The sequence below is a fragment of the Paenibacillus qinlingensis genome (assembly GCF_013204845.1).
In the GTDB taxonomy this organism is placed as follows: domain Bacteria; phylum Bacillota; class Bacilli; order Paenibacillales; family NBRC-103111; genus Paenibacillus_E; species Paenibacillus_E qinlingensis.
In genome coordinates, this window is the sequence record NZ_JABMKY010000033.1 from 23,558 (window position 1) to 47,492 (window position 23,935).

Annotated in this window: 21 protein-coding genes; 7 read left to right on the plus strand and 14 right to left on the minus strand. The window is 48.1% G+C overall.

The window, feature by feature from the left end; genetic code table 11:
• Positions 1 to 11: 11 nt before the first annotated feature.
• Together HQN88_RS34090 and HQN88_RS34095 are read right to left on the minus strand one after the other, a co-directional pair.
• Positions 12 to 413, minus strand: a complete 402-nt coding sequence (locus HQN88_RS34090) for a response regulator (protein WP_173120665.1) — start codon at positions 411 to 413, stop codon at positions 12 to 14.
• Entirely contained in the window at positions 406 to 1,953 is a 1,548-nt protein-coding gene (locus HQN88_RS34095) for a sensor histidine kinase (RefSeq protein ID WP_173120667.1), read from the minus strand. Before HQN88_RS34095 ends, HQN88_RS34090 begins: the two co-directional genes overlap by 8 nt.
• A 146-nt stretch (positions 1,954 to 2,099) precedes the next feature.
• On the opposite strand from HQN88_RS34095, the gene HQN88_RS34100 reads away from it, so the two are divergent.
• Complete coding sequence (locus tag HQN88_RS34100) at positions 2,100 to 2,744, plus strand: LuxR C-terminal-related transcriptional regulator (RefSeq protein WP_216855918.1); 645 nt, start codon at positions 2,100 to 2,102, stop codon at positions 2,742 to 2,744.
• Positions 2,745 to 2,785: 41 nt separating this feature from the next.
• On the opposite strand, the gene lepB is transcribed toward HQN88_RS34100, so the two are convergent.
• The 4 genes from lepB to HQN88_RS34120 all read right to left on the minus strand — a co-directional run bounded on the left by lepB (position 2,786) and on the right by HQN88_RS34120 (position 5,336).
• Positions 2,786 to 3,340, minus strand: coding sequence for a signal peptidase I (gene lepB, locus HQN88_RS34105; RefSeq protein ID WP_173120669.1), 555 nt, complete (start codon positions 3,338 to 3,340; stop codon positions 2,786 to 2,788).
• A gap of 36 nt (positions 3,341 to 3,376) precedes the next feature.
• Complete coding sequence (locus HQN88_RS34110; protein ID WP_173120671.1) at positions 3,377 to 3,961, minus strand: hypothetical protein; 585 nt, start codon at positions 3,959 to 3,961, stop codon at positions 3,377 to 3,379.
• Between the two features lie 67 nt (positions 3,962 to 4,028).
• Entirely contained in the window at positions 4,029 to 4,796 is a 768-nt protein-coding gene (locus tag HQN88_RS34115; protein ID WP_173120673.1) for a hypothetical protein, read from the minus strand.
• A gap of 81 nt (positions 4,797 to 4,877) precedes the next feature.
• The gene (locus HQN88_RS34120; RefSeq protein ID WP_173120675.1) at positions 4,878 to 5,336 is read right to left on the minus strand and encodes a hypothetical protein; all 459 of its coding nucleotides are present in this window, start codon (positions 5,334 to 5,336) and stop codon (positions 4,878 to 4,880) included.
• A 246-nt stretch (positions 5,337 to 5,582) separates the two neighbouring features.
• On the opposite strand from HQN88_RS34120, the gene HQN88_RS34125 reads away from it, so the two are divergent.
• The 5 genes from HQN88_RS34125 to HQN88_RS34145 all read left to right on the plus strand — a co-directional run bounded on the left by HQN88_RS34125 (position 5,583) and on the right by HQN88_RS34145 (position 9,899).
• Positions 5,583 to 5,876 (plus strand): hypothetical protein, encoded by a 294-nt coding sequence (locus tag HQN88_RS34125; RefSeq protein ID WP_173120677.1) that lies wholly within the window; start codon positions 5,583 to 5,585, stop codon positions 5,874 to 5,876.
• Positions 5,877 to 5,992: 116 nt separating this feature from the next.
• A complete protein-coding gene (locus HQN88_RS34130) occupies positions 5,993 to 6,796 on the plus strand; it encodes a helix-turn-helix transcriptional regulator (RefSeq protein WP_274318799.1) in 804 nt (267 codons plus the stop codon).
• A 103-nt stretch (positions 6,797 to 6,899) separates the two neighbouring features.
• Positions 6,900 to 7,874 (plus strand): ABC transporter substrate-binding protein, encoded by a 975-nt coding sequence (locus HQN88_RS34135; RefSeq protein WP_173120679.1) that lies wholly within the window; start codon positions 6,900 to 6,902, stop codon positions 7,872 to 7,874.
• A 4-nt stretch (positions 7,875 to 7,878) separates the two neighbouring features.
• On the plus strand, positions 7,879 to 8,898 hold the full coding sequence (locus HQN88_RS34140; RefSeq protein WP_173120681.1) for a FecCD family ABC transporter permease: 1,020 nt from the start codon (positions 7,879 to 7,881) through the stop codon (positions 8,896 to 8,898).
• Complete coding sequence (locus HQN88_RS34145) at positions 8,895 to 9,899, plus strand: FecCD family ABC transporter permease (RefSeq protein WP_173120683.1); 1,005 nt, start codon at positions 8,895 to 8,897, stop codon at positions 9,897 to 9,899. Before HQN88_RS34140 ends, HQN88_RS34145 begins: the two co-directional genes overlap by 4 nt.
• A gap of 1,002 nt (positions 9,900 to 10,901) precedes the next feature.
• Here the strand turns inward: HQN88_RS34145 and HQN88_RS34150 are convergent.
• The 5 genes from HQN88_RS34150 to HQN88_RS34170 all read right to left on the minus strand — a co-directional run bounded on the left by HQN88_RS34150 (position 10,902) and on the right by HQN88_RS34170 (position 18,102).
• Positions 10,902 to 14,570, minus strand: a complete 3,669-nt coding sequence (locus tag HQN88_RS34150) for an Npt1/Npt2 family nucleotide transporter (RefSeq protein WP_173120685.1) — start codon at positions 14,568 to 14,570, stop codon at positions 10,902 to 10,904.
• A gap of 152 nt (positions 14,571 to 14,722) precedes the next feature.
• Positions 14,723 to 15,157, minus strand: a complete 435-nt coding sequence (locus HQN88_RS34155; RefSeq protein WP_173120687.1) for a DUF6526 family protein — start codon at positions 15,155 to 15,157, stop codon at positions 14,723 to 14,725.
• Between the two features lie 4 nt (positions 15,158 to 15,161).
• Positions 15,162 to 15,386, minus strand: a complete 225-nt coding sequence (locus tag HQN88_RS34160; RefSeq protein WP_056611059.1) for a hypothetical protein — start codon at positions 15,384 to 15,386, stop codon at positions 15,162 to 15,164.
• Between the two features lie 79 nt (positions 15,387 to 15,465).
• Complete coding sequence (locus tag HQN88_RS34165; RefSeq protein ID WP_173120755.1) at positions 15,466 to 16,224, minus strand: GTP pyrophosphokinase; 759 nt, start codon at positions 16,222 to 16,224, stop codon at positions 15,466 to 15,468.
• Between the two features lie 138 nt (positions 16,225 to 16,362).
• Positions 16,363 to 18,102 carry a methyl-accepting chemotaxis protein gene (locus HQN88_RS34170; protein ID WP_173120689.1) on the minus strand — a complete coding sequence of 580 codons (1,740 nt, stop codon included), beginning with the start codon at positions 18,100 to 18,102 and terminating at the stop codon, positions 16,363 to 16,365.
• A 318-nt stretch (positions 18,103 to 18,420) separates the two neighbouring features.
• On the opposite strand from HQN88_RS34170, the gene HQN88_RS34175 reads away from it, so the two are divergent.
• Positions 18,421 to 19,080 carry a transmembrane-type terpene cyclase gene (locus tag HQN88_RS34175; protein WP_173120691.1) on the plus strand — a complete coding sequence of 220 codons (660 nt, stop codon included), beginning with the start codon at positions 18,421 to 18,423 and terminating at the stop codon, positions 19,078 to 19,080.
• Between the two features lie 353 nt (positions 19,081 to 19,433).
• Here HQN88_RS34175 and HQN88_RS34180 read toward each other — a convergent pair whose 3' ends face one another.
• From HQN88_RS34180 to HQN88_RS34190, 3 genes are read right to left on the minus strand one after another with little or no spacing between them, the layout of a single operon-like run.
• Positions 19,434 to 21,557 (minus strand): CocE/NonD family hydrolase, encoded by a 2,124-nt coding sequence (locus HQN88_RS34180; RefSeq protein ID WP_173120693.1) that lies wholly within the window; start codon positions 21,555 to 21,557, stop codon positions 19,434 to 19,436.
• 12 nt (positions 21,558 to 21,569) lie between these two features.
• Positions 21,570 to 22,730: a dipeptidase gene (locus tag HQN88_RS34185; RefSeq protein WP_173120695.1), complete on the minus strand. Its 1,161-nt coding sequence runs from the start codon at positions 22,728 to 22,730 to the stop codon at positions 21,570 to 21,572.
• A gap of 12 nt (positions 22,731 to 22,742) precedes the next feature.
• Positions 22,743 to 23,720 (minus strand): ornithine cyclodeaminase family protein, encoded by a 978-nt coding sequence (locus HQN88_RS34190; RefSeq protein ID WP_173120697.1) that lies wholly within the window; start codon positions 23,718 to 23,720, stop codon positions 22,743 to 22,745.
• Positions 23,721 to 23,935: the final 215 nt, after the last annotated feature.

Below are 23,935 nucleotides of genomic sequence, written 5' to 3' on the forward strand. Positions count from 1 at the left end.
TTCTCCCTCGTCTAGTAGAGCTTATTCTCCTTAGGTTGAAACACGAAAGTCCCCTTCATCACTTCTTGAATTGTAGAAAGAATGATCTCCGGACTAGTATCTTTCATCAAATATCCGTCCACTCCCGCTTTACATGCACGATAAATATCTTCACTTTCGTCAAATGCGGTTAAAATAATAATTTTTATATTCGGTAATCTCTCCTTTAATAATCGGACACCCTCTATGATGCATTGCCCCGGCATTTTGAGATCGGTAAGAAGTAAATCAGGCACAAGGGCCAGCGATTGTGATACGGCTTCATTACCATTAGATGCCTCTCCCGCTACGCTGTACAAGCCACAACTGTCAAGTAACATGTGCAGTCCTGCCCTAATCAGCTGCCGATCATCGGCTATGACAACTTTATACATATGCCATACTCCTCTCGCGTGGAATATAAGCCGTAATCGTAGTACCTTTACCAGGTTCCGAGTGAAAGAATATCGCGCCATTCAAGGATTTGATACGACTTTCCATGCCTCCCAATCCGTAACGCCCCCCTGGATTCCCTGTAGATAACGTCATTCCTATCCCATCATCCCTAATTGTGACTGCCCACTGTACACTCGTAACCTCAATCTGCACATAAATCTGTTTGGCTTGCGCATGCTTGATGACGTTATTCGCCGCTTCTTCAACCAAATGATAAATCGCTTCCTCGATTTGCAGCTGCTCATGTGCTATCCAACCTATCTTCTCAAAAGTCGGTTTTACTTCGGTGCGCTCTGTCACTCGTTGCAGCAGCTTCTCTATCGCATGATGAAGATTAATTTTCCTTTTCTCATCCTTCAGCTCGATAATGAACTGCCTAATATCGCGGTGACTCTCTTTGACCTTCTTCTCAACCTCTATAACAAAAGGAAGTATTTGCTCACGTGTATCTGCCGGAAGGGATTGTTTCAATTGAAACAGCTGGATAGAGATAAAGAATAGCTCTTGTGCGATACCATCATGAATATTTTGCGCGATGCTATCCCGTTCTTTCGCAACGGCTGTCTCTGCTGCGTACGCCAATTCCCCTTTGACAAATTGATCAGCTTCTAATCGGATAAGAATAAAGTGAATATACAGTTTATGTAGAACAGTCAATTCGTCCTTACCCGCTTGCACAAGTAACCAGCCGTAGATAGTTCCGTGACGATCCTTAAGCGTTTCGATATAAAATGGCAACACCTCACCCGTCGGCGAAGGCACGTCCGTATACACCTTGAAAGAATACGGTCTATTTTGTATCAAATAATTCGTATAGTACGTCTGTCTCCAGCTTTGAGGTTTTTCTGAATCACTTACACTAACCAAGCACAGAATGACTTCGCGATCATCCAATACCTTCTTCAGCACACCTTCCGAATACGGGATAATGCCCTGAATCTTAGCTGAAGCCGCATAAGAACTAGATGCATAGATCATCATGAGTTTCCTATATTCTTGGCGAACAACCTTAATTCCGTAATGAGTCATACCCATACTAAGAAAGAAGATGAACACAACAAAACTATAGTTAAAATGCTTAATCATATACTCATACATGGACAATGAAACTGCACTGGAAAATAACAGGGGAACAAGCAGCGAGTACAATAGTATGATGGAATAATATGCGTTCCACGTTACAAACCTTTTGAATGTAATCAAACCAGCAAAGCTGTATACAACAACCGGGCTTGCAAGTCCCCCCGTTTGGCTAATCAAGTATAGACTAAAACATGCATCTAGTATTGCTGTTAGCACTCTTATCTTTTGAGAGTTTCTAATTTGCGCAAAACTATATATGGTTTGGAAAAGTACAGCCGTCAACACTAACTCCGGTGTAACTGTATTATTTTTGGCATACATGAAGAGCCCGATCAGCAGCAACGCCCACCTGAAAGCAAGGAATACATATAAGCCCGTTTTTCTTTTCAAAAACATGTCTAACTTCTCCTAAGCTTAATGTAATCTTAATGGTATTTTGGAAGAATGTGTTATATAATGATGGCTAATTTAGTCTTAAAGTCCTAGGGAATTAGAACCATACAACTATATCATAGATTCACATTATATAGGAGGTTAACCGCTTGACTACTATCATCATCCTCGATGATCATCCGCTTGTTCGACAAGGCATTCGTACAATCGTGTCATCCAGCCCTCTCATACATGTTCTAGGAGAAGCAGCCAGCACCAGAGAAGCACTACTTCTGTTAGAACAATTTAGCCCGGATATTATCCTTGTTGATTTAAATTTAGGGTGCGACAATGGTTTGGACGCGATCCAAGAATTCCGCCGTGCGGGACATACCTGCAAATTCATGATACTAACCTCATCCATCACACGAAGTGAACTGCAGCTAGCCCAATCCCAACAAATCGAGGGGATCTGCTTAAAAGAGGCCTTTCCAGAAGATCTCTTATACGCAATCGAGGTCGTTTCCCGTGGACGTAAATACTACGATCCAGATTTAATGGGCTCTCTGTTGGAGGATGCTTCAGCCGATCAAAATAACATACTTTCCGAGCTGACCCCCAAAGAACTTGAGGTTCTGCTTGCCCTAGGCAAAGGATATTCGAATAAAGAAATTGCCACCGCGCTATTTATCACTGAATTCACGGTTAAGAAACATGTGAGTCAAGTTTTGGCTAAGCTTAATTTATCAGATCGCACACAAGCTGCCTTATATGCCCTCTCCAAAGGTTTAGTTCAGTTTGAACTTCAGCGATAAACAAGAAAGATCCGTCGGGATACCCCGTCGGATCTTTCTTGTCACTTCCATTCAAGTGGCTTAGAAATACGATGCATAGGCAATAAGGAGATGGCCGCATATCCTTTAACATCTTGCAATTGAACCTGACCTAATGAGGGGTCTCGACTATCCTTACTCTCTCCCAGATTCCGATTGTCTCCCACAACGAACAAATGACCATTCGCCACAATCTGTTCTTCCAGATCTTCTGACTTCCCTACTGTATATAGTTCCGCTAGTTGATTACCATTAACATAGATGATCCCATTCGCAATGAGTACATGGTCACCAGCAACACCGATCACCCGTTTAATAATAGAAAATCCTAGTCGTTGTTCTTTGATAACAATGACATCGCCATATTTGGGTGTAGAAAAGAACAGCGATATTTTATTCATTAGTAAGATGTTCCCGCTCTGTAAAGAAGGGTTCATTGAATTTCCCGAAACCTTCGTAAGTCCGATCATATTATTGATTAGAATAAAGGCAAGTCCAAGGAGTAATACAAATCGGATCCATCCCCACACTTCACTATTCTTCTTCGTTGCTGGTATAGCTGATACAATTTCTTCCATGCTTCTACTCACCTCTATGACAAAATTCTGTAGTTGTTACTTGCTGTAGGTAACTTCAATCACTGTAGTAGGTGGTGGCTGTTGCCCATACACGTCGACAGTCACAGTAGACGGTTGTTGTGTTGGCACGTTTTGTACAATAGGCACTGTGGGTACAAAGGTAAGTGCCGGCGGCACATAACTCCCCACTAACTCATCCATTCCCGCCTGTGCGCTATCTACAATCGTTTGAAGCTTGCTTAAAACTTGCTCGCGGTCCTGCATGGATTGAAAATCCACTTTGGCTAGCAAACTTTGAGCGTACTGCTCTAGCACTTCCCGGCGAGAACGCTTCTGTTCCTCTGTAAAAGCATCTAAACTAGATGCCGATGCTTCAAGTCGAAGCTGCAATTCTTTCTTCAACAATGCCTTTTGCGTTTCTGTCTCGGACTTTAGGGATACATCCAAGCTTTGCATAACTTGCCCTGTTTTCTTCGCAAACCACGAAGTCATAGAGCCAACAAGATCCGTATCGGCAAAGGAAATCCCGGCTGAGGCCGTAAGGATAACCGTTAAAGAGACAATTCCAGCAACGACTTTCCGCTTCGATCCTATCTTTTTGTACCCGCGAATGCGCTTCATTGTGCAGCTCCTTCTGATTCATTAAGAGAAGCCGGAGGTCCACGAAGGTGAACCCCCAGCTACATGATTAGTTAATACTTTTAACAATGCTTTCCAAATCGCTTAAAGCTTTTGCTTCAAGTACATCCGCACGATCTGCGATTCTTCCTTGAGCTGCTGTTTGAAGCTGAGTTGTCAGCTCTGCAAGCTTAGTTTGAAGTGCACTAATTTTCGTATCAAGATTCGCTTTCACTTCTGCAGTAGCAGTAGCTTTTTCAGTAGCCAATAACGCTTCCAACGCTGCTTTTGTTTCAACGATTTTCCCCGTCAATGCTGCAACTGCTGCATCGCTCGTCGTTTTAGCGCCATCATTTAATCTATTTGTGTAGACACCTTCATGGTTTTTTACACCATTCGTGATTTCGATTGAGTCCGCGATCCCTATTGCTGCTAAGCTGCCATTCGTTACTGCGTTAGTTGTATTTACTAGAGCATCGTACTCAGCGCCAATACTGCCTGTAATACTTGCTCCTTTCGTTGTAATTTGGTTCAAGTACGTGGCGTTTTGCGTATTGATTGCATTGTTAACACCAGCTAACTCAGCTCTTCCTGTAGTCGCAATGTTCTCACGAGCTTTATTTAGTCCGCTGTCAACATTATCATCCAGAGCTTTTGCTTTCGTAGCGTAATACGAGCCGAAATCACCAGCAATAGCCAATTTAGCTGCTGTAGTAGCCGAATTGTACCAACCTTGAAGCTGTGCGCCTGCATCCGTTGCTGCAAATGCTGTTCCCATACCCGCTACTAAACCTGTTGCAATAACACCAATCGCTAATTTACTTTTCAATGCTTTCATTTCTCATCAATCTCCCTTTGGATTAGTATATTTGTTCATTGCGCTCACCTGAAAGTGAACCCATTTACTCACTCTGACTGACTAGTCACCTAGTTCCGCTGTTAGTCCTTGAATCATTTCATCCGCCCATTGCTCGATATCACTGCTCATTTGCTGAGTTGAAGCATCGATATAGGTATCGAAATCAGCCATACTAGACTTGCTAAGCGATGCCGCTGAGCGTTCTAGTTGATCTGAATAGGATTGCTGTATAGCATCAATGCTGCGTGCAAGTGTGTAACTTGCATCTTCTGTCACCTTCTCTAAATGAACACTAACACTTGCAACTAACTTCTCATTGGATTTGTCCAAGGCTTGACTAGCCTTGACCATATCTTGTTGAAGCTGACGATCAATCGTTTGCTGATTGAGTAGCGACTGTGCTTTGAACCACATCTGTAGTGGTGCACTAGCCTCTGAATACGCATAGGCTGTTCCCATAACTAGGAAAGTCGATAGGCTCAATGAGACGATTAGCACTTTACGTTTTAACGGTTTCATTGATACTGCCTGACCTCCTTCGTCGCTGCGTTTACCTGCTTACATACATATTGTATCTTCTAATCCGAAATGTGACTTCGCTCTAAAGAGTAGTTTATTACTGATACCTTTGCGGGAGTCGATGGTAGACTTTGGTACCATAGTCATTCAAATCCAACATTATATTTCGCCTCTTCCGAATTCTGTGATATCCCCCCATTCCACTTGGCTTTCATCTGAATACAATAGAATACATGATCTGTAGGGGTGGAGATTCATATTCGTAGACGCGATCCTAAACCAATCAAAGAAGATTTACTGCATGTCCTGAAGCTTTCGTCAGAGGAAGACATTTACCAAGCACAATATAACGGATTCTCATTAGCCGATATCGCGAAAGCTAACCAGGTTGATGTACAGAAGGTCATTGAACTCCAGTTAGCGGAGCTAACGGAGCAGCTACAGTTGCGACTGTTTAATGGCAGTATCACTCCTGAACAATATCTAGCCCAGCGTGCAGAGTTACCGGAAATCATTAGCAAAAGTGTGTATGCGATGTAATCGCGCGCGGCACCCCACTTGGGGTGCTTTTTTTGTCATCGAAGGCTTGTTGCTGCCCTGCTTTTATGTCACTATGAGACTACGACCTACGCTGCTTAGAAAGGAGTTCATGTGCTGTGAATTTCCATCAAATGATCCCGCTTGTTCCGCTAATTGATCATATTCAGGTGGCTTCTTCCGCCTTAGCCGTTACAAGTTTACCTAGAAAATATCAACTCATTATCGTCCGCCAAGGCCATCTCACGCTACACTTCGCCGGCCATGAACCCATCATTTGCTCGCAAGCGTATGCCTGTCATCCCGATCAAGGTGACTACACCATTCAAGTACCCAAAACGAAGATCGTCGATTACGTCATCATCACCTATACCATGCTGCCTGAGGATCACCATTGGACTTTGCAGGGACACCTCACCACCCTAAGTGAAATCAAAATCCACTATATGCTCGATGAAATTATCCGGAGAACGCAGGACCATGATCCTTTGACTATCTGGGAAGACACGACACATATCATGCGAATGAGAATGATGTTAGAGCGCATCCTATTTATATATCTGCACGAATCCGATTTGACCCATGAGAAAAAGTCAGCTTCAGAATCAATTGAGGGTACGATTTCCTATATTAACGAGCATTACATGCTTGAGCTTACTTTGCCTATGCTGGCCCGTCGTGCGGGAATGAGCGTGGGGTATTTTACGGTTTTGTTTAAAAAGATGACGGGAACAACGCTGATGAGCTACTTATATGCCTTGCGTATTGAGAAAGCTAAGATCATGTTCCTGCAGACGGATCTGTTGGCCAAAGAGATTGCGAGTCGCGTTGGATTCGTTGATTACTTCCATTTCAGCAAAGTTTTCAAGAAAAGAACCGGGTATACCCCCTCCGAATATGTCACCATTCACGCTAAAATCTAATAATAAGACATGTTCAATCTGCATATTGGACATGTTCTATATAACTATTATTCGGTATCATACTCATTGAGAATAATAATCATTGTCACGGAGGAGTACTAAAATGAAATCCCTTTTTACGCGAATTAGCCTTATCGCACTGATCAGCGTTTTTGCACTAAGCCTTGCTGCTTGTGGCAAAACGACGAATACCGAATCAGCTGCAACAACGACACCAGCAGCTGCTACCCCAACCCCTGCTGCCAAAGCGGATGGTAAGATTACTGTTCAGGATGCAGTAGGAACAGTTGAATTGCCTAAGAAGCCTGAACGTATCGTGGCTATGGAATTCGGATTCACAGACATCCTTGTTTCTCTTGGCGTACAGCCGATCGGTGTTGCGGACGATAGCTCCCCAGACCTTTTGATGGACTCCGTAAAAGCTTTGCTGAAGACTTACACGTCCGTCGGTTCACGGTACGAGCCTAACATTGAACTTATTTCATCCCTTAAACCAGATCTGATTATCGTGGATATTAATAAGCATAAAGCTGCGATTCCACAGCTTAAAGGCATTGCACCTGTCCTTGTATTGGATGACTTCCAAGCGGACTACAATCAAATGCTGAAGAACGTGGGCATTATCGCACAAGCCGTTGGTAAAGTGGAAGAAGGCAAAAAACGCTTAGCTGAGCACCAAACGAAAGTGGAAGCGATGAAGAAGAAACTTGCCGCATCGAACATTAGCGTTCTCCCTGCGGTTGTGAATCCAAAAGGCTTCTTCGCACACTCCGATCATGCGTACAGCGGTTCCTTCCTTTCTATGCTTGGGTACAATGATCCGATCAAAAATGCGACAGCTTATCCACAGATTACCCTCGAACAATTGGTTGAGGCGAATCCCAAAGTCCTATTCGTCATGCCGACTGAGAAAGTAACGATCGTGCAAGAATGGGAAAAGAATCCGCTGTGGCAGAAAATTGATGCTGTAGCTAACAAAAAAGTATTCACTGTTGAGCGACGCGACTGGTCCTTATCCCGTGGCATGATCGGGTCGGAGAAAATCCTCGACGATATCGTGAAGAATCTGGGGCAGTAGTTCGATGAACCAACCCATGAACCTTGAGAAGCAGAGCCGTAAATGGCCTCTGCTCTTCCTATTTTCTGCGAGTCTAATAGCGATACTAATTGGAATATTATCTAGTTTAAAATGGGGCCAATCCCCCGTGTCATGGCACACCTTGTACGAAGCTGTGACCTATCAAGGCAGCGATAAGGCTCACTTGTATATCCAAACGCTGCGCTTACCGCGCGCCATCATGGCTTGCATCGTCGGGATGCAGCTTGGACTTGCTGGGCTGCTCACCCAGCTCACGACCAAGAACCCGCTGGCTTCCCCTCACATTTTCGGCATCAATGCGGGAGGAGCTTTAGCGGTTGTCGTTGGGCTTGTGTTCCTGCCACATTTAGGTAACATGGGATTGATTGCATTTGCCTTTGTCGGTGCAGCGCTGGGTGCCTTGCTGGTCTGGTCGCTCGCTGGAACGGGCAGCAAACAATACGTCTATATTGCGCTCGCTGGCATCACGATCCACTTCCTCCTATCCTCGTTGACGGAAGGGGTCATTATTCTTAATCAGCATGCGACAGACAGCATGATTTTCTGGTTGGTCGGCTCTTTGAGTCAAGCCGCTTGGACCGAAGTCCGCGTGATTCTTCCTTTTTTCGTAGGAGGTATGCTGCTATTTGCGTTCATGCTCCCTTCGTTTAAATTGCTGCTTGTCGATGATGAAATTGCGACAGGGCTTGGCCAACGCATAACGTTCGTGCGCGGCATCAGTGTGCTGCTCGTCATTGTACTCGCCGGTTCCGCAGTAGCGTTATGTGGTCCTATTGGCTTCGTCTGCCTGATTGTGCCGCATATTGCGCGGGCATTAGTAGGTACGAACTTGGTCGTTCTGGGTCCATTAACGGCTTTACTTGGCGGAATTCTGCTGTTATATGCTGATTTTCTTAGCCGATTTATTGCCTTTCCGTTCGAATCACCCGTTGGGATCGTCACTTCCTTAATTGGTGCTCCGTTCTTCATTTACCTAGCGTTGAAGCAACGGAGGGCACTATGATGACCTCTAGATTGAAAATGCTGCGTATTCCCGTTATTTCATTGGTCATAGCTTTCTTGGTGATGATTGTCCTAGCGATCATCTACGCGCATGTTGGCGCGGTTGGAATCCCTTATCGCGATGTATGGGCAGCTCTGACGGATGCGAACCATCCTTCCTACTTTATCGTGCACCAATTGCGCTTGCCTCGTATTTTGGTTGCTATATTGGCTGGCTTTGGACTCGCCGTCGGCGGCGTAATTCTCCAAAGCGTCATTCGTAACCCTTTGGCGAGCCCCGATGTGATCGGGATTACCAAAGGAGCTGGTTTTATGGCCGCTGGGGTCATTTTCTTATTCCCTAAGCTGCCAAGCTATTACTTACCGATTGCCGCTTTCATTGGTGCATTCGCTGCCTTCCTCTTGCTGCTCTTGTTAAGCCGCCGGTTAACCCTGCGCCCCTCCCATCTGGCCCTGGTGGGCATTGCGATCGGGACGATCTTTCAGGCTGCCATCCAGTATCTGATTGTCCGCCATCCCAGTGACATCAATGCGGCGTTGCTTTGGCTCTCCGGCAGTCTGTGGAACCGCAGCTGGAACAACGTGTACAGCCTGTTCCCGTGGATTGCCGTGCTGTTGCCCATCGTGTGGGCGAACTTCGCCAAGCTGAACGTATTTCAGCTTGGCGACGAGATGACCGCCGCGCTCGGCGTACGGATCGGACGGCAGCGCTTCTGGCTGCTGCTGCTCGCAGTGGCGTTAGCCGGCATCTCCGTGTCGGCTGTCGGGGCGATCGGCTTCATCGGCCTGATCGCGCCCCATATTGCGCGGAGCCTCGTCGGCGGCCGGCACCAGTGGTTAATCCCGCTCGCCGCCTTGATCGGCGCGGATCTCATGCTGCTCGGCGACTTAGTCGGCCGCGTCATTATTCTCCCACGGGAGGTCCCCGTGGGGATTATGACGGCGGTCATCGGGACGCCGTACTTCATTTATTTGCTGCGCCGCGAGCGGCGGCGGCGGTAGGGAACCATAACTAACTCCTATTGCTACCTTGGATCGTTTGCGCTTCAAAAGCTCCTATGGTTTCTAACTAGCTAAGCTTGAAGAGGTAATCACTTGGATTGCCTCTTCGATTGTTGTGGACTCGGCTCGGGCGACAGAGTAACTGTGGATAAATCCCCTTCCCCGCCTTTACCTGTGTAACCTACAGGTAATTCTCATGAATTTGCTGGTTGCGATTTTAGGGAATCGGGCTAAAACCTTAGAATTAACTGTAGAAAACACATCAATCCCTTGAAAGCGTGAAATAGAGCTCAATTAGATGGAAGAAATCCAGTTATTCTTCTCTTAAGTAACTCCCAGTGCTACCTATTGTCCGATTGCGCTTCTCAACCCCCTATTGTGTCAAACTAGCTAATCTTGAAGAGTGAAGAGGCACTCGCTCGGGGTGTCTCTTCGGTTCAGGTAGATTTAGGCGACAAATTGCCATGCATTAGTCCCCTTCTCAGGCCTAACTGTAGAAACTACAGTTATTTCTCCCGATTCCATATATTTATTGAAAATAAATGGAAAACATGTAGCTAATTCGCCCCGATTCCTAAAAATCCGGTGAATACCCGGAAATTAACTGTAGGAAATACATCTAATCCCTGGAACACGCGAAACAGTGCTAATTTAGATGGACAAAATCCAGTTATTCGTGTCTGAAGCGCTGATTGGATAGGGGAGTGGGGACTTGGGGAATCGAGATTGTGTCTGAAGCGCTGATTGAATGAGGATAATTGAGACTGGATAGAGATCGGGACGTGTCTGATGTGCTGATTAAAGGAGAAGTGGAGAGTGGATGGGGTTCGGAAGCGTGTCTGATGCGGATAAATAGCGAAGTGTGCTTAGACGAGGGATCGAGCTCGATTTTTGGTTCGCTGATTGTTTGAAGGGATAGTGAGTTTATATTCGTGCTTATATAATTTCCCCATCACAAAAAAGGATGCCAACCATTAACACGGTTGGCATCCTTTTTTAATGCTAGATCATGCCACGCAGGCGATCCGCAATGACTCGCATCATGCTGCGCAGTACATCGATGTTCTGGAAGCAGAAGCTCAGCACGAGGTCACGGTGCAGCTGGAGCAGCACGGCGGGGTCCTTCGCTGTGCAATCCGCTGATCGAGGGCCGCTGTCGATGATGGCCATTTCGCCGAAGAATGCGCCTTCGCCCAGCAGCGCGTACTCCTCGCTGCCGCGGTGGACGCGGATGCTACCCTCGATGATGCCATACATCGTATCTCCGAAGTCTCCTGCGCGGCAGATCGCTTCACCCGGCTCATAGGCAACCTCCTCGACCATTTGGGCTAACCAAATGAAGTCATTCGGGCCCAGATGGGCAAACAGGTCGATCTTTTGCAAGACGAGGATCCGGCGTAGTATCGCTTCATCCCTCGTCAATTCTGTCGCAGCCTGTGGCTCCTGCACAGCCGCTGCTGCAGCCTCCACCTGAGCAAGAGCAGCCTCTTCGTCCCCATCTCGACCTTGATCTCGTCCTTGCTCTTGACCATGATCTTGATCTCGACCTTCCACCAGAGCTTGCCCCTGATCGTCCGCCATCTCTTCTCCCTGCACCGCAGAAGCCTGCCCTTTCCCCTGACCACGCTCCAACTCGGAGCGCAATCTGCGTGAAAGCAGCTTCATCATTTCAACAGCAATGCTCGTCTGATCAAACATCATATCGTAGAACACAGATGAGTCCAGTCGCCACAGCACCATGTTCTCTTCCGCTTTAATCGTTGCTGTCCGCGCACTGTTCGTCAGAATGGCCATCTCACCGAAGCAATCGCCGAGATTCAGCTCTCCGAGGAGCTGCTTGTTGCGATATACACCAGCTCTGCCTTCATCTATCAGCATAAGGGAATCGCCTGGATCGCCCTCTCTAATGATCGTATTGCCTTGTTCGACGGCCAATTTATGCAGTCGCTTCGCGATAACAGATAAGTCTCGGCTCGTGAGACCTTGGAATAACGAAACACGACGAAGCAACTGTACCCGATGCATGAGATCTGCGAGTTCAACGTTCACCACTGTATCCGACTTCCGAAGTGTGTGGTACTGGATCGTTTGAGTCAACCATTCATCGCCTTGCTCAGCCAGCCAGCTCAAATGCAGATTCAGCTCAACCTTGCTTGCAGCTACCTTAGACAGCTTACGGGAGCCTGCCATGAATTTGGCCATCTCCGTACGCAGAGTCCCTTGAAGCGTCTGATCAATGACCTCTTCGGCATTGGCCTGCTGACGCGAGTCCCCTTCCGACCAATCCAGGTACACGGCCTGCATGGTTTGCCCATCTTTGAGAAGCGCTAGCAATAGAAATACACGCCGAGTAATGGCCGTTCGAATTTCGCCGATCATCTTCTCTATTTCTGTATAATCATCTACGCCAACAACGCAGGCACCATGCTCAGCGAACCGTGCATAAAGCGTAAGTTCTTGGAAAATATAAGCCTCTACTTTGCGGCTATCCGGTTGAGGCAATTGCTTATTCATGCGCTGCAATGACTCTAAAATACGGTCACGCAAGGCGTACGGCGCCTTCTCATAACAAGCGAACAACATGTCCATCGCACGTTGGGTTGCAATCCTTTCAAACACCGCAGGCAAATACAAACTAATTTCCTGTTGCTCCAAATATGGTGCCAATTGTGGCAGCACATCATCTTCGTCGTATGCCGCGAGCGCGTCTATCGCGTAGCGCCGGGTTTTGCTATCTTTTAACATACCAATAATCGGTACAAGTAAAGGAGGCACGTGCAGGATAGCTGCCGACTCCAATGCCCGAATTCGAACCAACGGAGAGTTATCCTGCAAAAGGGAGATCAGCGGCTTGTAGAAGTTTTTCACACGGATTTGTCCAAATAACGCGGCCATCGCGATCCGTTCCTCTTCATGTCCGCTTTCCATCATGTTTTTCAGCTTCCCAACTGCTCGGAACATGCCTTCAATACTATAGTATTTGACTAATCCAGCAATCGTTGCCGCTTGAACTTCGACAGAAGGATCCTCCAAATACACAGTAATCTCATCGACATAATCTTCTTTCGCATAAGCAGAGAGGGCGATAATGGCTTTAGCTCTGACTTGTACATGCTCAGATGCAATCAGTTCCTGCAGAACAGGTTCAAAACCTTCTGGCACCTTCATCTCCACATACGCCAAGGCCTCTAAGCGAACTTCCGGTATGGCGTGACGCAGTAAACCGTCCAAATGCGGCGTTAAATCAAATGAGCTTGTCTCTTTCAAAAGACCGAACGCGTACAACGCTTGCTGCTTGTCCGAACCGTTCAATGCATCAATCAAGATTTGCCGAGTTGCGGAATCCATAAGGTTAAGCTCTACCTTTTGCAGGTCGTCGCCGCCTGTTTTGAGATTGGATAGGAGCGTCGTCAAGTACGCTTTCTTGACCTTAATGCCCGCAATAATCCCCACAACGAGCAAAACTAACACGATATAACTCAGCTTCTCAGGGGCTACGAATCGTGTAACGAGGAGAAGGCAAATAGCGGCAAGTCCTTTGGCGCCATTACGGACAATCCCGTCCAAGAAACCCTTCGCTTTATTCCGCCATTCCGGAGGAACGGGGAACATCACTAATTGGCTGACCGAGGAGTAGATCGTGTCACCGACGACTTTATCGCTTCCTTTGACTACAACCGCCATTGCAAGGATCGGCAATACCAGAATCCCAAGACTTCCCGCGAAGAGCGCAATTGGAAAAATTAATAGCGCCGTCATCACACCGAATCGCGTAATCACACGGCCTGACACGAACAATTGCACACAGAGGGCAATCAGCCCTGAGAAGCCGTAGAAGCTTCCCATAAAGCCGGCTAATGCTTCATTTTGTAAGGTACCACGCAGGATGACTTTGAACTGATAATCAATGAGGGTTAGCGAAACGACAAGCGCAGCAGCTAAGATTGCGACATATTTGAGATGCGGCACACTCGCGAATAGGCCACCTTTTTGCTGGGGAGATGCTGACTTCGATGAGGCTTTGCGTGCCTGCGCTGGCTTCGATTCACCCTGATCTTTGGTCATGCGCAAGATGACAAACACAGCGACAAGGCCGAATAATTGCAAACCGGCATACACATAGATTAAATTCGCCGTTCCGACAAGTGGTACAAGGACTTTCAGGCCAAAACCGCTCAAGATCCCGCCCATAATGCCCCCGCTGCCCACGAGTCCGATCATCTGCTTCGCTTTCCGTTGGTCCATGACCGATGTTGCGAACTGCCAGAAGCAGACGATCATTAAGAAATTGAACACGTCGTATCCGATATAAATGACAGGAAACACCCAGCGCAGCTCGAGCCCTACACCGAATCTAGATATCAGAACGAAAGTCGAAATCAATGGAATCATCAGCTTGAGGAGAGTTTCTAAGCGCACCTTCGGAGAGAAACGTTGGAACACGATACCTGCCGTAATCATGACGAGTGCCTGCGGCAAGTACATCAGGGATAAATAGGAATTGTCGAACCGACTCAAGAAGAGCGTATCCGCCGCCGTTCGTCCGATGGTTGATGCTGATACCACGAAGAACAAATAGGCAAATAACAGAAATACTTTGCTGTATTCCTTCTTATCCTCTGTTATTTTATCTAAAAAAGAACGATACTTTTTACTAATAGGGCTACTCACAAGACACCTCATTCTACAATTAAACGATCATGACTCTCCCCTAAAATTGTACCAGAAGTCCTAGGAAAAAATAACTATATTTTCAACGAAATAACGTAGGAAAACACAAAAAAAGACAACATCCGCGGATGTGTCTTCTTGAAGATGACATTTTATATTCTAAAATTGTCGCCTCTCCAGCTGCGAATGGCTTTCTTGATCGCAACCGGAGTCATCCGCTCCGCTGCTGCCTTCTTACAAAGCGCAGGAAACTCTTCATCCGATGCAAAGCGCAAAGCCGTAATCTGTGCCATCGTCAACTTCTTATCTAGCAACTTCTGTGTCAATACAAAGTGCCGAAGGTTCTCTTCTGCCCGAATCGCCCGATCCTGCGCCTTAATCGGGTAGGAACGGATAAGCATAAAGATCACAACCACAATAACAGCTATGAGAACAAAGATGACTGCTGGCAGCACCTGATCATTGGCCTGTAAAGCACTAACAAGCTGCATAATGGATAGAACCACTAAGCCTAATGCCAGCAATGTAAACACATAGTGAAATAACGGATGCATACGTCGATGATTGACATAATTCTGAACCTTCATCTACTTATTTCCCCACAATCTGAGTAATCTCACTCTCTAGTAATAGATAACGGTGCACACTTCGCATGATTGGCACTTTCGTCAAATTGTTTTTGTCCACATATTGTTTCATCTGATCTTTGGACAAACCTAAGATTTTACCCGCTTCCATTACCGTGAGTACCGCTTCATTGCTAGTCGCGTTGAAGGTTGTCTTCACCTTTTGATTCCAGTCTTCAAATGATTGCATGTTTTCGCACCCTTCTCAATCCGATCCTTCTATTATAGCACGAAAACACCCACTTCACCCAATTACCTTCATCTGCCACCTAGGACTCTTCTTCGCTCATGAGAGCTAGCAGTGCTTTCGGCAACGCAAATTTCTGATTGCTTATCATGATTTGATTCAAGGCATCTTCGGCGATATCCGCCTGCTCTTCCTTAATTACGCTGATCTCCGCATGCAGCCGCTCCATTTGTGAATCGAGTGCCGCCGCTGAGGCTGCTGCTTGCTTTAACTCTTCTAAGAGACGAGCGGGTACAGCTTGGTTGCCTTCATTAAATTTATAAAATATTTTATGCTCCAGGCTCGCCCAACAGTCCATCGCAATCGTACGAATTTGCACTTCCATACAGACGCGCTCTTCGCGGTCCGACATATGTACAGGCACTTCAATGAGCAAATGTAAGCTTTGGTAGCCATTCGGCTTCGGATTTTGGATATAGTCTTTTTCGCTCAAAATATGAAGGTCATTCTGATTTCTCAGCATCTTGGAAATGACATAAATATCCGACACGAACGAGCATGTAATTCGCAGACCAGCAATGTCTTTCACGCTGCCCTTAATGCCTTCGAAAGAAAGTTCTCCGCCTTTTCTCATCAGCTTTTGAAAAATACCTTCCGGCGATTTCAACCGAGACTTCGTATGTTCAATCGGGTTATATTCATGCAGCATCTCGAATTCTTGAACGAGGATATCAATCCTGGTTTCCATTTCATCCAGCGCAAACTTATAAGTCATCATAAAGCGTGTAATTTCGTGCTTAAACTTTTTCAAATCATTCATCGAAAACTGATTCGTAATCATATTCATACAGAATTCCATCCTTAAATTATCGTTATTTTTCCCATTCCTTGCTAGTTTAAATCATGGAGATCGCTCTACGCAAATGCAGCGATGAGAAAAGACACCTCTAGGGTGTCTTTCGTGTCCGTTGTATGTATATTAGTTCATTTTGTATGTATTGATCACGTCTTGTAAGTCTTGGGCAATGCTTGCGAGCATCTGGGAAGATGACGTAACTTCCTGTGAGGAAGCCAGCTGCTCTTCAGTCGCCCCAGCCACACTTTGCGACAACTCCGAGGTGATCTTCGCTACGTGCTCCATGTTGGTGACCGTTGCGGCGACTTGTTGCGAGCTTGCCGCCATTTGCTGGGCAGCGGCTGCTGTTTCCTGAATCTTGAAAGCCACTTCGTCGGCGGAGCGAACAATGGCTTGAAAGCTTTGCTCTGTGCGATCGACGGATCGCAGCCCTTTATGTACTTCGGCAAGTCCCGCATCCATCGCTTTGACCGCCTCTTGCGTATCCTGCTGTATGCTGGTGACCACACCTCGAATCGCGCCAACCGACTCCCCCGTTTGCGTAGCTAGCTTACGAACCTCTTCGGCCACTACAGCGAAACCTTTCCCTGCTTCGCCAGCACGCGCAGCTTCAATCGCTGCATTCAAAGCGAGGAGGTTCGTTTGCGTCGCAATCTCGCCGATCATCTGCGATACTTTACCAATGTTTTGAGAGTGCTCAGCCAACTGGTGAATCGTGTGATTCGCCTTTGTAATCGCACTGCTTAAAGCGTTCATACTCATCGTTACATGTTGAACATCCGCTTGACCGTTGCGTGCTTGCTCGGATGCGTTAATCGACAGATCGGACACGTCCGACGTCGTTTCAGCAATGCGCTGCACGCCAACTGCGATTTCATCCATGGCGCGGGTACACTCCAACGCATTAATGCGCTGTGCTTCCGCTTCTGCCGCGATCGTTTGAATGTCCACAGCAACATGCTGGGAGGCTTCGCTATTTTGCTCCGAGCTCGCGTACAGCTGCTCAGAAGAGGAGGCCACAGCGCTGGATGATTCCTGCATACGGGCCATGACTTCGCGCATTTGACGCATCATGCCATTTACCGCTTGAACGAGGACGCCAATTTCGTCTTTATTCGTAAAATGCAGCTCCGAAGCCGTCAGATCCCCTTCTGCCATACGATCCAGCACATGAGATGCGGCAATAACCGGTCTCGTAATGTTGCGGACAATCACCCATGTAATCGCAACGGATAGCAATACGGCGAGGATCAATAGGCTAATACCGCTTACGATACTACTGCGATACGCCGCTGCATTCTTTTCCACACTATCATCTGCGCCTTGTTGGTTGAAGGCCACCATTTTACGACATATCGTTTGTACAAAATTATAGCTTTGTGTTAGCTCGTCATAGAGCCTAATTAATTCAATCTCGTCAGTTGCTTTACTGTACTTGAGGTAGTTGGTTTTTAGATTGCCCCATTGTTCTAGAATCATGTTGTAATTTTTCTCATCTTCTTCATTAGCTAACGAGTTGCCATAGCTGTCTATCGCCTTGTCACCTTTGATGATCGTCGCTTGAATATCACGCGTTAACTCTAGCTTCACTGAAGCGTCCTTCTGACTATGGACACCTACCAGATCCTTGGCAATATGTTCCGTCAAGTAGCTGAATTCCTGAATCAGCTGAGATCCAACCATCCAGTTCTGAGCAATCTCCGTCATATCCTGCTTCATATTTTTCATTCTTACCATATCGGTAAGACCCAAAATACCCATAAACAGTAGTACGACTGCAAAGGAACCAATCAATTTTTGCTTCAAATTCATTTTCACCTGTGTACGTCTCATCCACTCTTCTAATCTAGCTGTCGCTTGCATTTAAATCCTCCGATAATTCAATTTATGAGATTTCTCTCTCTCTTATCCCAAGCCTATCTTATCGGAAAAATGTAAGGAGAATTCAATAGAAACTATTAACTGAGTATGAGTTTAGCTAACATTTTCCAATTATTGTAACAAAATAGTCAAAGAACTGGGGGTCACTTCTCCAACCTCCTAGCCATACCACCCCACTGAAACACTCTTTTCCGGTCCCTCTCAATCTGATCGTGAGAGAAGACAAGATATCTCTTCTTTTTTCCGAAGGTTGTACATAGAAATGGGAAGAGACACCCTCGAAAGGATGTGCGTCCCACTATGGTGATGCAACACTTGCTACCTAATCAAATGGAGCTCTTCCTGCAATATGGACTAGCTATTTTTTGGACAGTCACCTATATCCTCATTATTATCCAAGGGTTCAAGGACCGCGCCTGCGGTATGCCACTTCCAGCCATTTGTGCGAATATCACGTGGGAGTTTCTCTTCGCCTTCGTGATGCCTTTCCACCCGCTGCAGATGATTGTTTCGCTCGTCTGGCTTCTTCTGGACTGTGTCATCTTGTTCCAAGCTGTCTACTTTGCCAAACCCGAATATCCACCACGTCTGCTCTTGCCTGCCATCTTTTCCTTGCTTGTCATCGCCTTGCTGCTCCATGTCGGCATGATCGTTGAATTTCATGATCAAGAGGGAAAATACACAGCCTTTGGCATCAATCTGATGATGTCGCTCCTGTTCATCCAGCTGCCTTTTAAACAAGGGCTCAAAGGCCAGACTATCTACATCGCCTATTACAAAATGATTGGCACCCTGTGCGCATCCGTGCTCTGCTACTCGCTGTATCCGGACTCCATCTTATTATTGCTGCTGTGTGTGCTTACCACCGTAGCGGACATTGTATACATCGTGATGATTCATCGCGCTTTGCACATGACGAGAGGGTCCAATGTCCAACTGGTACCTACCCTCCGCGCCTAGCAAAAAAAGAGGATCCCCAAAGAGGATCCCCCTTCCCCCTTCCCCCTTATGGCCTCCCTCGAAAGGGAACGAGGATGTCCTATTTGCGGATAAATAGGAGAAATCATCATCGAAGGGAACTACAATGCTCTATTTTGCCGAAAAACTCGATACATACCGAAAATCAGCTGATTAGCGGATCTACGTTCCCCTTGGATTCGATATCGAGCGATTCCCAGCAAAATAAGGCATCTAGGTTCCCTTGTGCAATTTATTCATGGAGACGGTGGTCATTCTGTACGCTACAAAAAAGAGAAAGCTGTCCTATAGTAGAAGAATCTACTTATGGGACAGCCTCTTTTCTTTTTATCTCGCTACGCCAAAATCGGCAGCTTCACATGGCTCGGATATGCCTCCGAGTGGTAAATCTTCTGCGTCACCACAACCGGCTGCGGATCCTCATACGGATTCAAGCCGGTGTTCGTGTTCGGGAACGCGATCATCTTACTGGATGAAGTCACCGTAAATCGTAAGCGATGTCCGACCGGGAAGGTGTGTGCGATATTTTGCATAAAAATATCGTACTTCTCGACCTGCCCTGGCGTCAGCAGCTCAGGAGCATCCAAGCCGCCACGGTACTTCGCGCGCACGATGTAGTTCGAGAGCTTGATGGAGTTCCCCTTCGGGTCCACATCGCTTAAGGTCACAACCCAATCCGTGTCCACGCCGCTGCTCGACGCGTACAGCTCACAAGACAGCTCGCCCGCCACGGTTACGGGCTCAGCCAACACCTCGCTCGTGTACACGAGGATGTCGCTGCGCAGCTCATGCTTGCGCATGTTCTCCGGCTCGCGCTCGCCGCTGTCGGCCACCGGCTCTTCCGGGTTGTACACGTACGCATCCGAATCCGCCTGCTGCGCCTGCGCACCCAGCGTAAGCACGCCATCGCCAAGGCTCGAGTTGGCTCGTCCGCCGCTGCCCAAGAACCACTTCGTCGCCGTCGTCTCGCTCGGCGTCCAATCATCAGAGGTCCGCCACTCATTCGTGCCGACCACGTAATAGCTAGCCCGTGGCTCCTTCTCGATGCCATTGGCAATGCCTTTCAAAAACCGATCAAACCAGCGCAGCACATTCACATCGTAGTTATACACCACGGCAGCATTGCCGAAGCTCGTGTCCAGCAGATCACGGGCACGATTTGGGCCGTGTTCCCAGGGTCCGAGCCAAATTTTGCGGTTAGGTACATCGTGCTTAGTGAGCATTCGCCATGTCTCCGATACGCCCGCACTGTCACCATCATACCAGCCAGAAATCACGAACATCGGCGCTTTCACATGCTCTCCGCGCTCGCTATATGTGCAATTCCGCCAGAAATCATCATAGTCGGGATGCTCGCTCCAAATATCCCACGGACCCGATGCTTTGCCGATCATCTGCTGTGGAATCTCGCGAATCGGCCGCGCATCGACAGCCTTCTCAGGGCTGACTGTCCGCCCCCCAAAGATGTCAAAATCCGTCCGCGTCCCCACCGACTGCGCCAACGTCCAGCACAACAAAGGCCACGAACACACGGTGCCGCCCTTGCGCACCGTATCAACAAACGGCGAACCGACGTTCACTTCGTTCACGACGGCCTTCAAGTTCGGGTGTCCGCTAGTCGCTGCGGCTGTGACTACATAGCCAAGGTACGAAGCGCCCCACATGCCAACATTGCCGTCGGACCAGTTCTGCGCCACGATCCAATCGATCGTATCCGCGCTATCGTCGCGCTCATAGAAGAAAGGCACGAGCTCCCCTTCGGAATCGGCGCGCCCACGAACGTCCTGATTCACAACGGCGTAGCCTTTGTTAGCCCATCTTTTAAAAAATGTCTTCCGCATATTGCGGTCATAACACGTGCGAATTAGAATGGTCGGCAGCTTAGCACCTGGCGCCACCCCCTCCGGCAGATACACATCCGTCGCCAAACGAACGCCATCACGCATCGGCACCAAGTCCGTTCCGAGATCATTAACCCCATACCGTGCAGCGGACAAAGAAGAGTCTGCATATTCCACAAGCGGTGTCACAGCCTCATATCCTTCTACAACCAGCACTTCCATGCCATATCGGTTCGGTGCTACGAAAGCCACGATACTTCCATCCACCGTCACGATATCGAGCGCGGTATCCTTACGCAATGCCCATACTTGCGAAGTCACCTCACTGCCAGCAACTTCCCCTGTGTACTGGATATGCTTCTGATACAGCTCTCCATTCCCCAGCGTAACGGCATCGCCCTGCCACTCCGCACCCGCATAATGGGACTGATTCACACTAATTTTGTGCAAAGGCAGGATGTAGCCCGCTGTCTCCGACAGCGCATTCTCCTGCATCTGTGTCCGCCGACGTGCATCCACTTTGCCATGCATAATGGCACTGTCCGTAAAACGAATCGTCCCCTCATATACGCCAGCCGCATACAGCTTATAACTGCTCGTCCATCGCTCTCTCGTCATCTCCGCCATCTCCTATCCGCACACCGCTTCAAACACGCGCAGCCAGTTTCCGCCCATCATTTTGCGAACATCCTCATCGGAATAACCTCTTGCCACCAGACCACGAGTAAAATTAATGAAATAGCTATATTTCTCCAGCCCTTTCACCGTTTCCGTCGAGGGTCCATCCCCTTTGGCAAACCCAATGCGAGGCGCAATATGCTCTTTAAAATAAACCAAGGACCACGCCACATCGCTCATCGGCCAGTCCGTCCCGATCCCGACATGGTCCACGCCGACCAGTCGGACGAGATAATCCATATGATCGAGAACATGCTCGATCGTCGTATCATTCGGATCGCTGTGGACGAACCACGGCATCGCGAACACGCCAATGACGCCACCCGTAGCGGCAATGGCTTGGAATTCTTCATCGCTTTTACAGCGCTTATGATTGTAAATCGCTTCAACACCCGTGTGCGACGCAATCACTGGCGCTGTCGAAAGCCGACACGCGTCCAGCGTTGTTTGTTTGCCGCAATGACTCGTATCGACAATGATGCCTAGCTCATTCATTTTGCTAATAAAACGCGTACCGAACTTGCTCACGCCGCCGTTGGCTTCTTCCATACAGCCGGAAGCAATATAATTCTGATTGTTATAGGTAAGCTGCAGCACTCTCAGCCCAAAATTGTACATCGCCTCGAGCAGCTCGAGATTTTTGCCGAGACCATCGGTTTCCTGTGCAGTTACGATTCCCGCCTTCAGGCCGCTAGCCTTCGCCTCGCGAATCTGCTCCGCCGTCACTGCCTTCACGAGCCAGTCGTTCGCATCAAATTGACGCTGGATATCGCCCATGCTGATCAGAATCTTATCCACACTGGAAACATCCAACTGACGATTGCCCGCTGTGATACCCGAACGGTACCACTCTTCCTTAAACTCAGAGATCTCACCGCGAGCTGCCATGTCGTGAATGATTTTGCTCGGCATCGCGCTGTATGTCCATGCATCCTCTTTGAAAGGCTCACACGCCTCCCGGATTCTCTCAGACACTGCCTCTGGAATCGCCTTAGGGGATAGCGGCCCCTGAAACAAAAGATCGATAATAATCGAGCTCTCATGCAGCTTCCGTGCGCGTTCCTCTTGCTCTGGTGTAAGGTTAAATGGATATAGTCCTTCTATCGAATTCATCGATGCTCACTCCTAGAAGTCAATGTGGGTTCCTTTGTGCGTACGAATCGCTTCCTTGTAGATGTGGTGCGCTGCTGCGAGATCCTCGCAGGCGAGTCCTAATGATTTGAACAGGGTGATGGACGCGGCAGAGCGTCTTCCTTCTTTGGCACCCACTAATAGCTCACCAATTTCAGCTAAAATGTGATCTTCACTGATGGCTCCCTCCTGCAGAGGAATCAGGTAGTCACCCGCCTCGTTCACAGCGGACTCCGTGCGGTCTACGAACAGCTCAGCCCGGCGCACCAGCTCGGAATCGAGCTCGCGGTCTTTGGCTCGGCAGGCGCCAACAGCATTCACATGCGCGCCTTCCTTGATCCAGGCACCCTGCACGATCGGCGTCGTCGACGCCGTCACCGTGCAGATAACATCTGCATCCTTGACTGCCGCCTGAGCGGAGGATGCAGTTTCGATGTGGACGGCCGGGTAGCGGCTTGCCGTCTCGGCTCTTAATCGTTCGGCATGGGCCGGGTTCGGCCCCCATACCTGGATCTTCGTGATCGGGCGCACGAACAGCATCGCCTCGATGTGCGTGCGGGCTTGCTCGCCCGTGCCGATCACAGCAAGGGTCGCGGCCCCGGGCTTCGCCAGCAACTTCGTTGCTGCTGCGCTGACCGCTGCAGTGCGGATGGCGGTGATGCGGGTGCCATCCACAATCGCCTCCAATTGACCATTGGTCGAATTGAATAGTGAGACAAAGCCTTGATGCGAAGGGAAGCCTTTTCCGTGATTACCTGGATACACGGTGATCACTTTGGCGCCAACCTTCTCATCTCTTTTTAAATATGTCGGCATCAGCCCCATCACATTGCCGCCATCCAGCGGAACAACGGAACGTAATGCTTGTACAGCATGTCCATTCACCAAATCGGCGAGGACCGCTTCCATGATACCGATGCAAGCTGGCATCGTAAGCAGCTCTTGTACTTCGGTTGACTTGATCACTAGCATGGGACATCACCTGCTTATATGTAATTCTTTTTATTATAGCAAAGTCCGAGGCCATGGGGGAAACTTGAAGAGCGCGCTGGTGATGGTGCAGATGGCGTTGTTGGTGCTACAGGTGGTGGCGCCGATGATCGGCTAACGTTGGTGTTGGTTCTCTGGTGGTGCTGCTCTGTCTACGCTTACTACTCTTGCTACTCTTACTGCCCTTACTGCCCTTA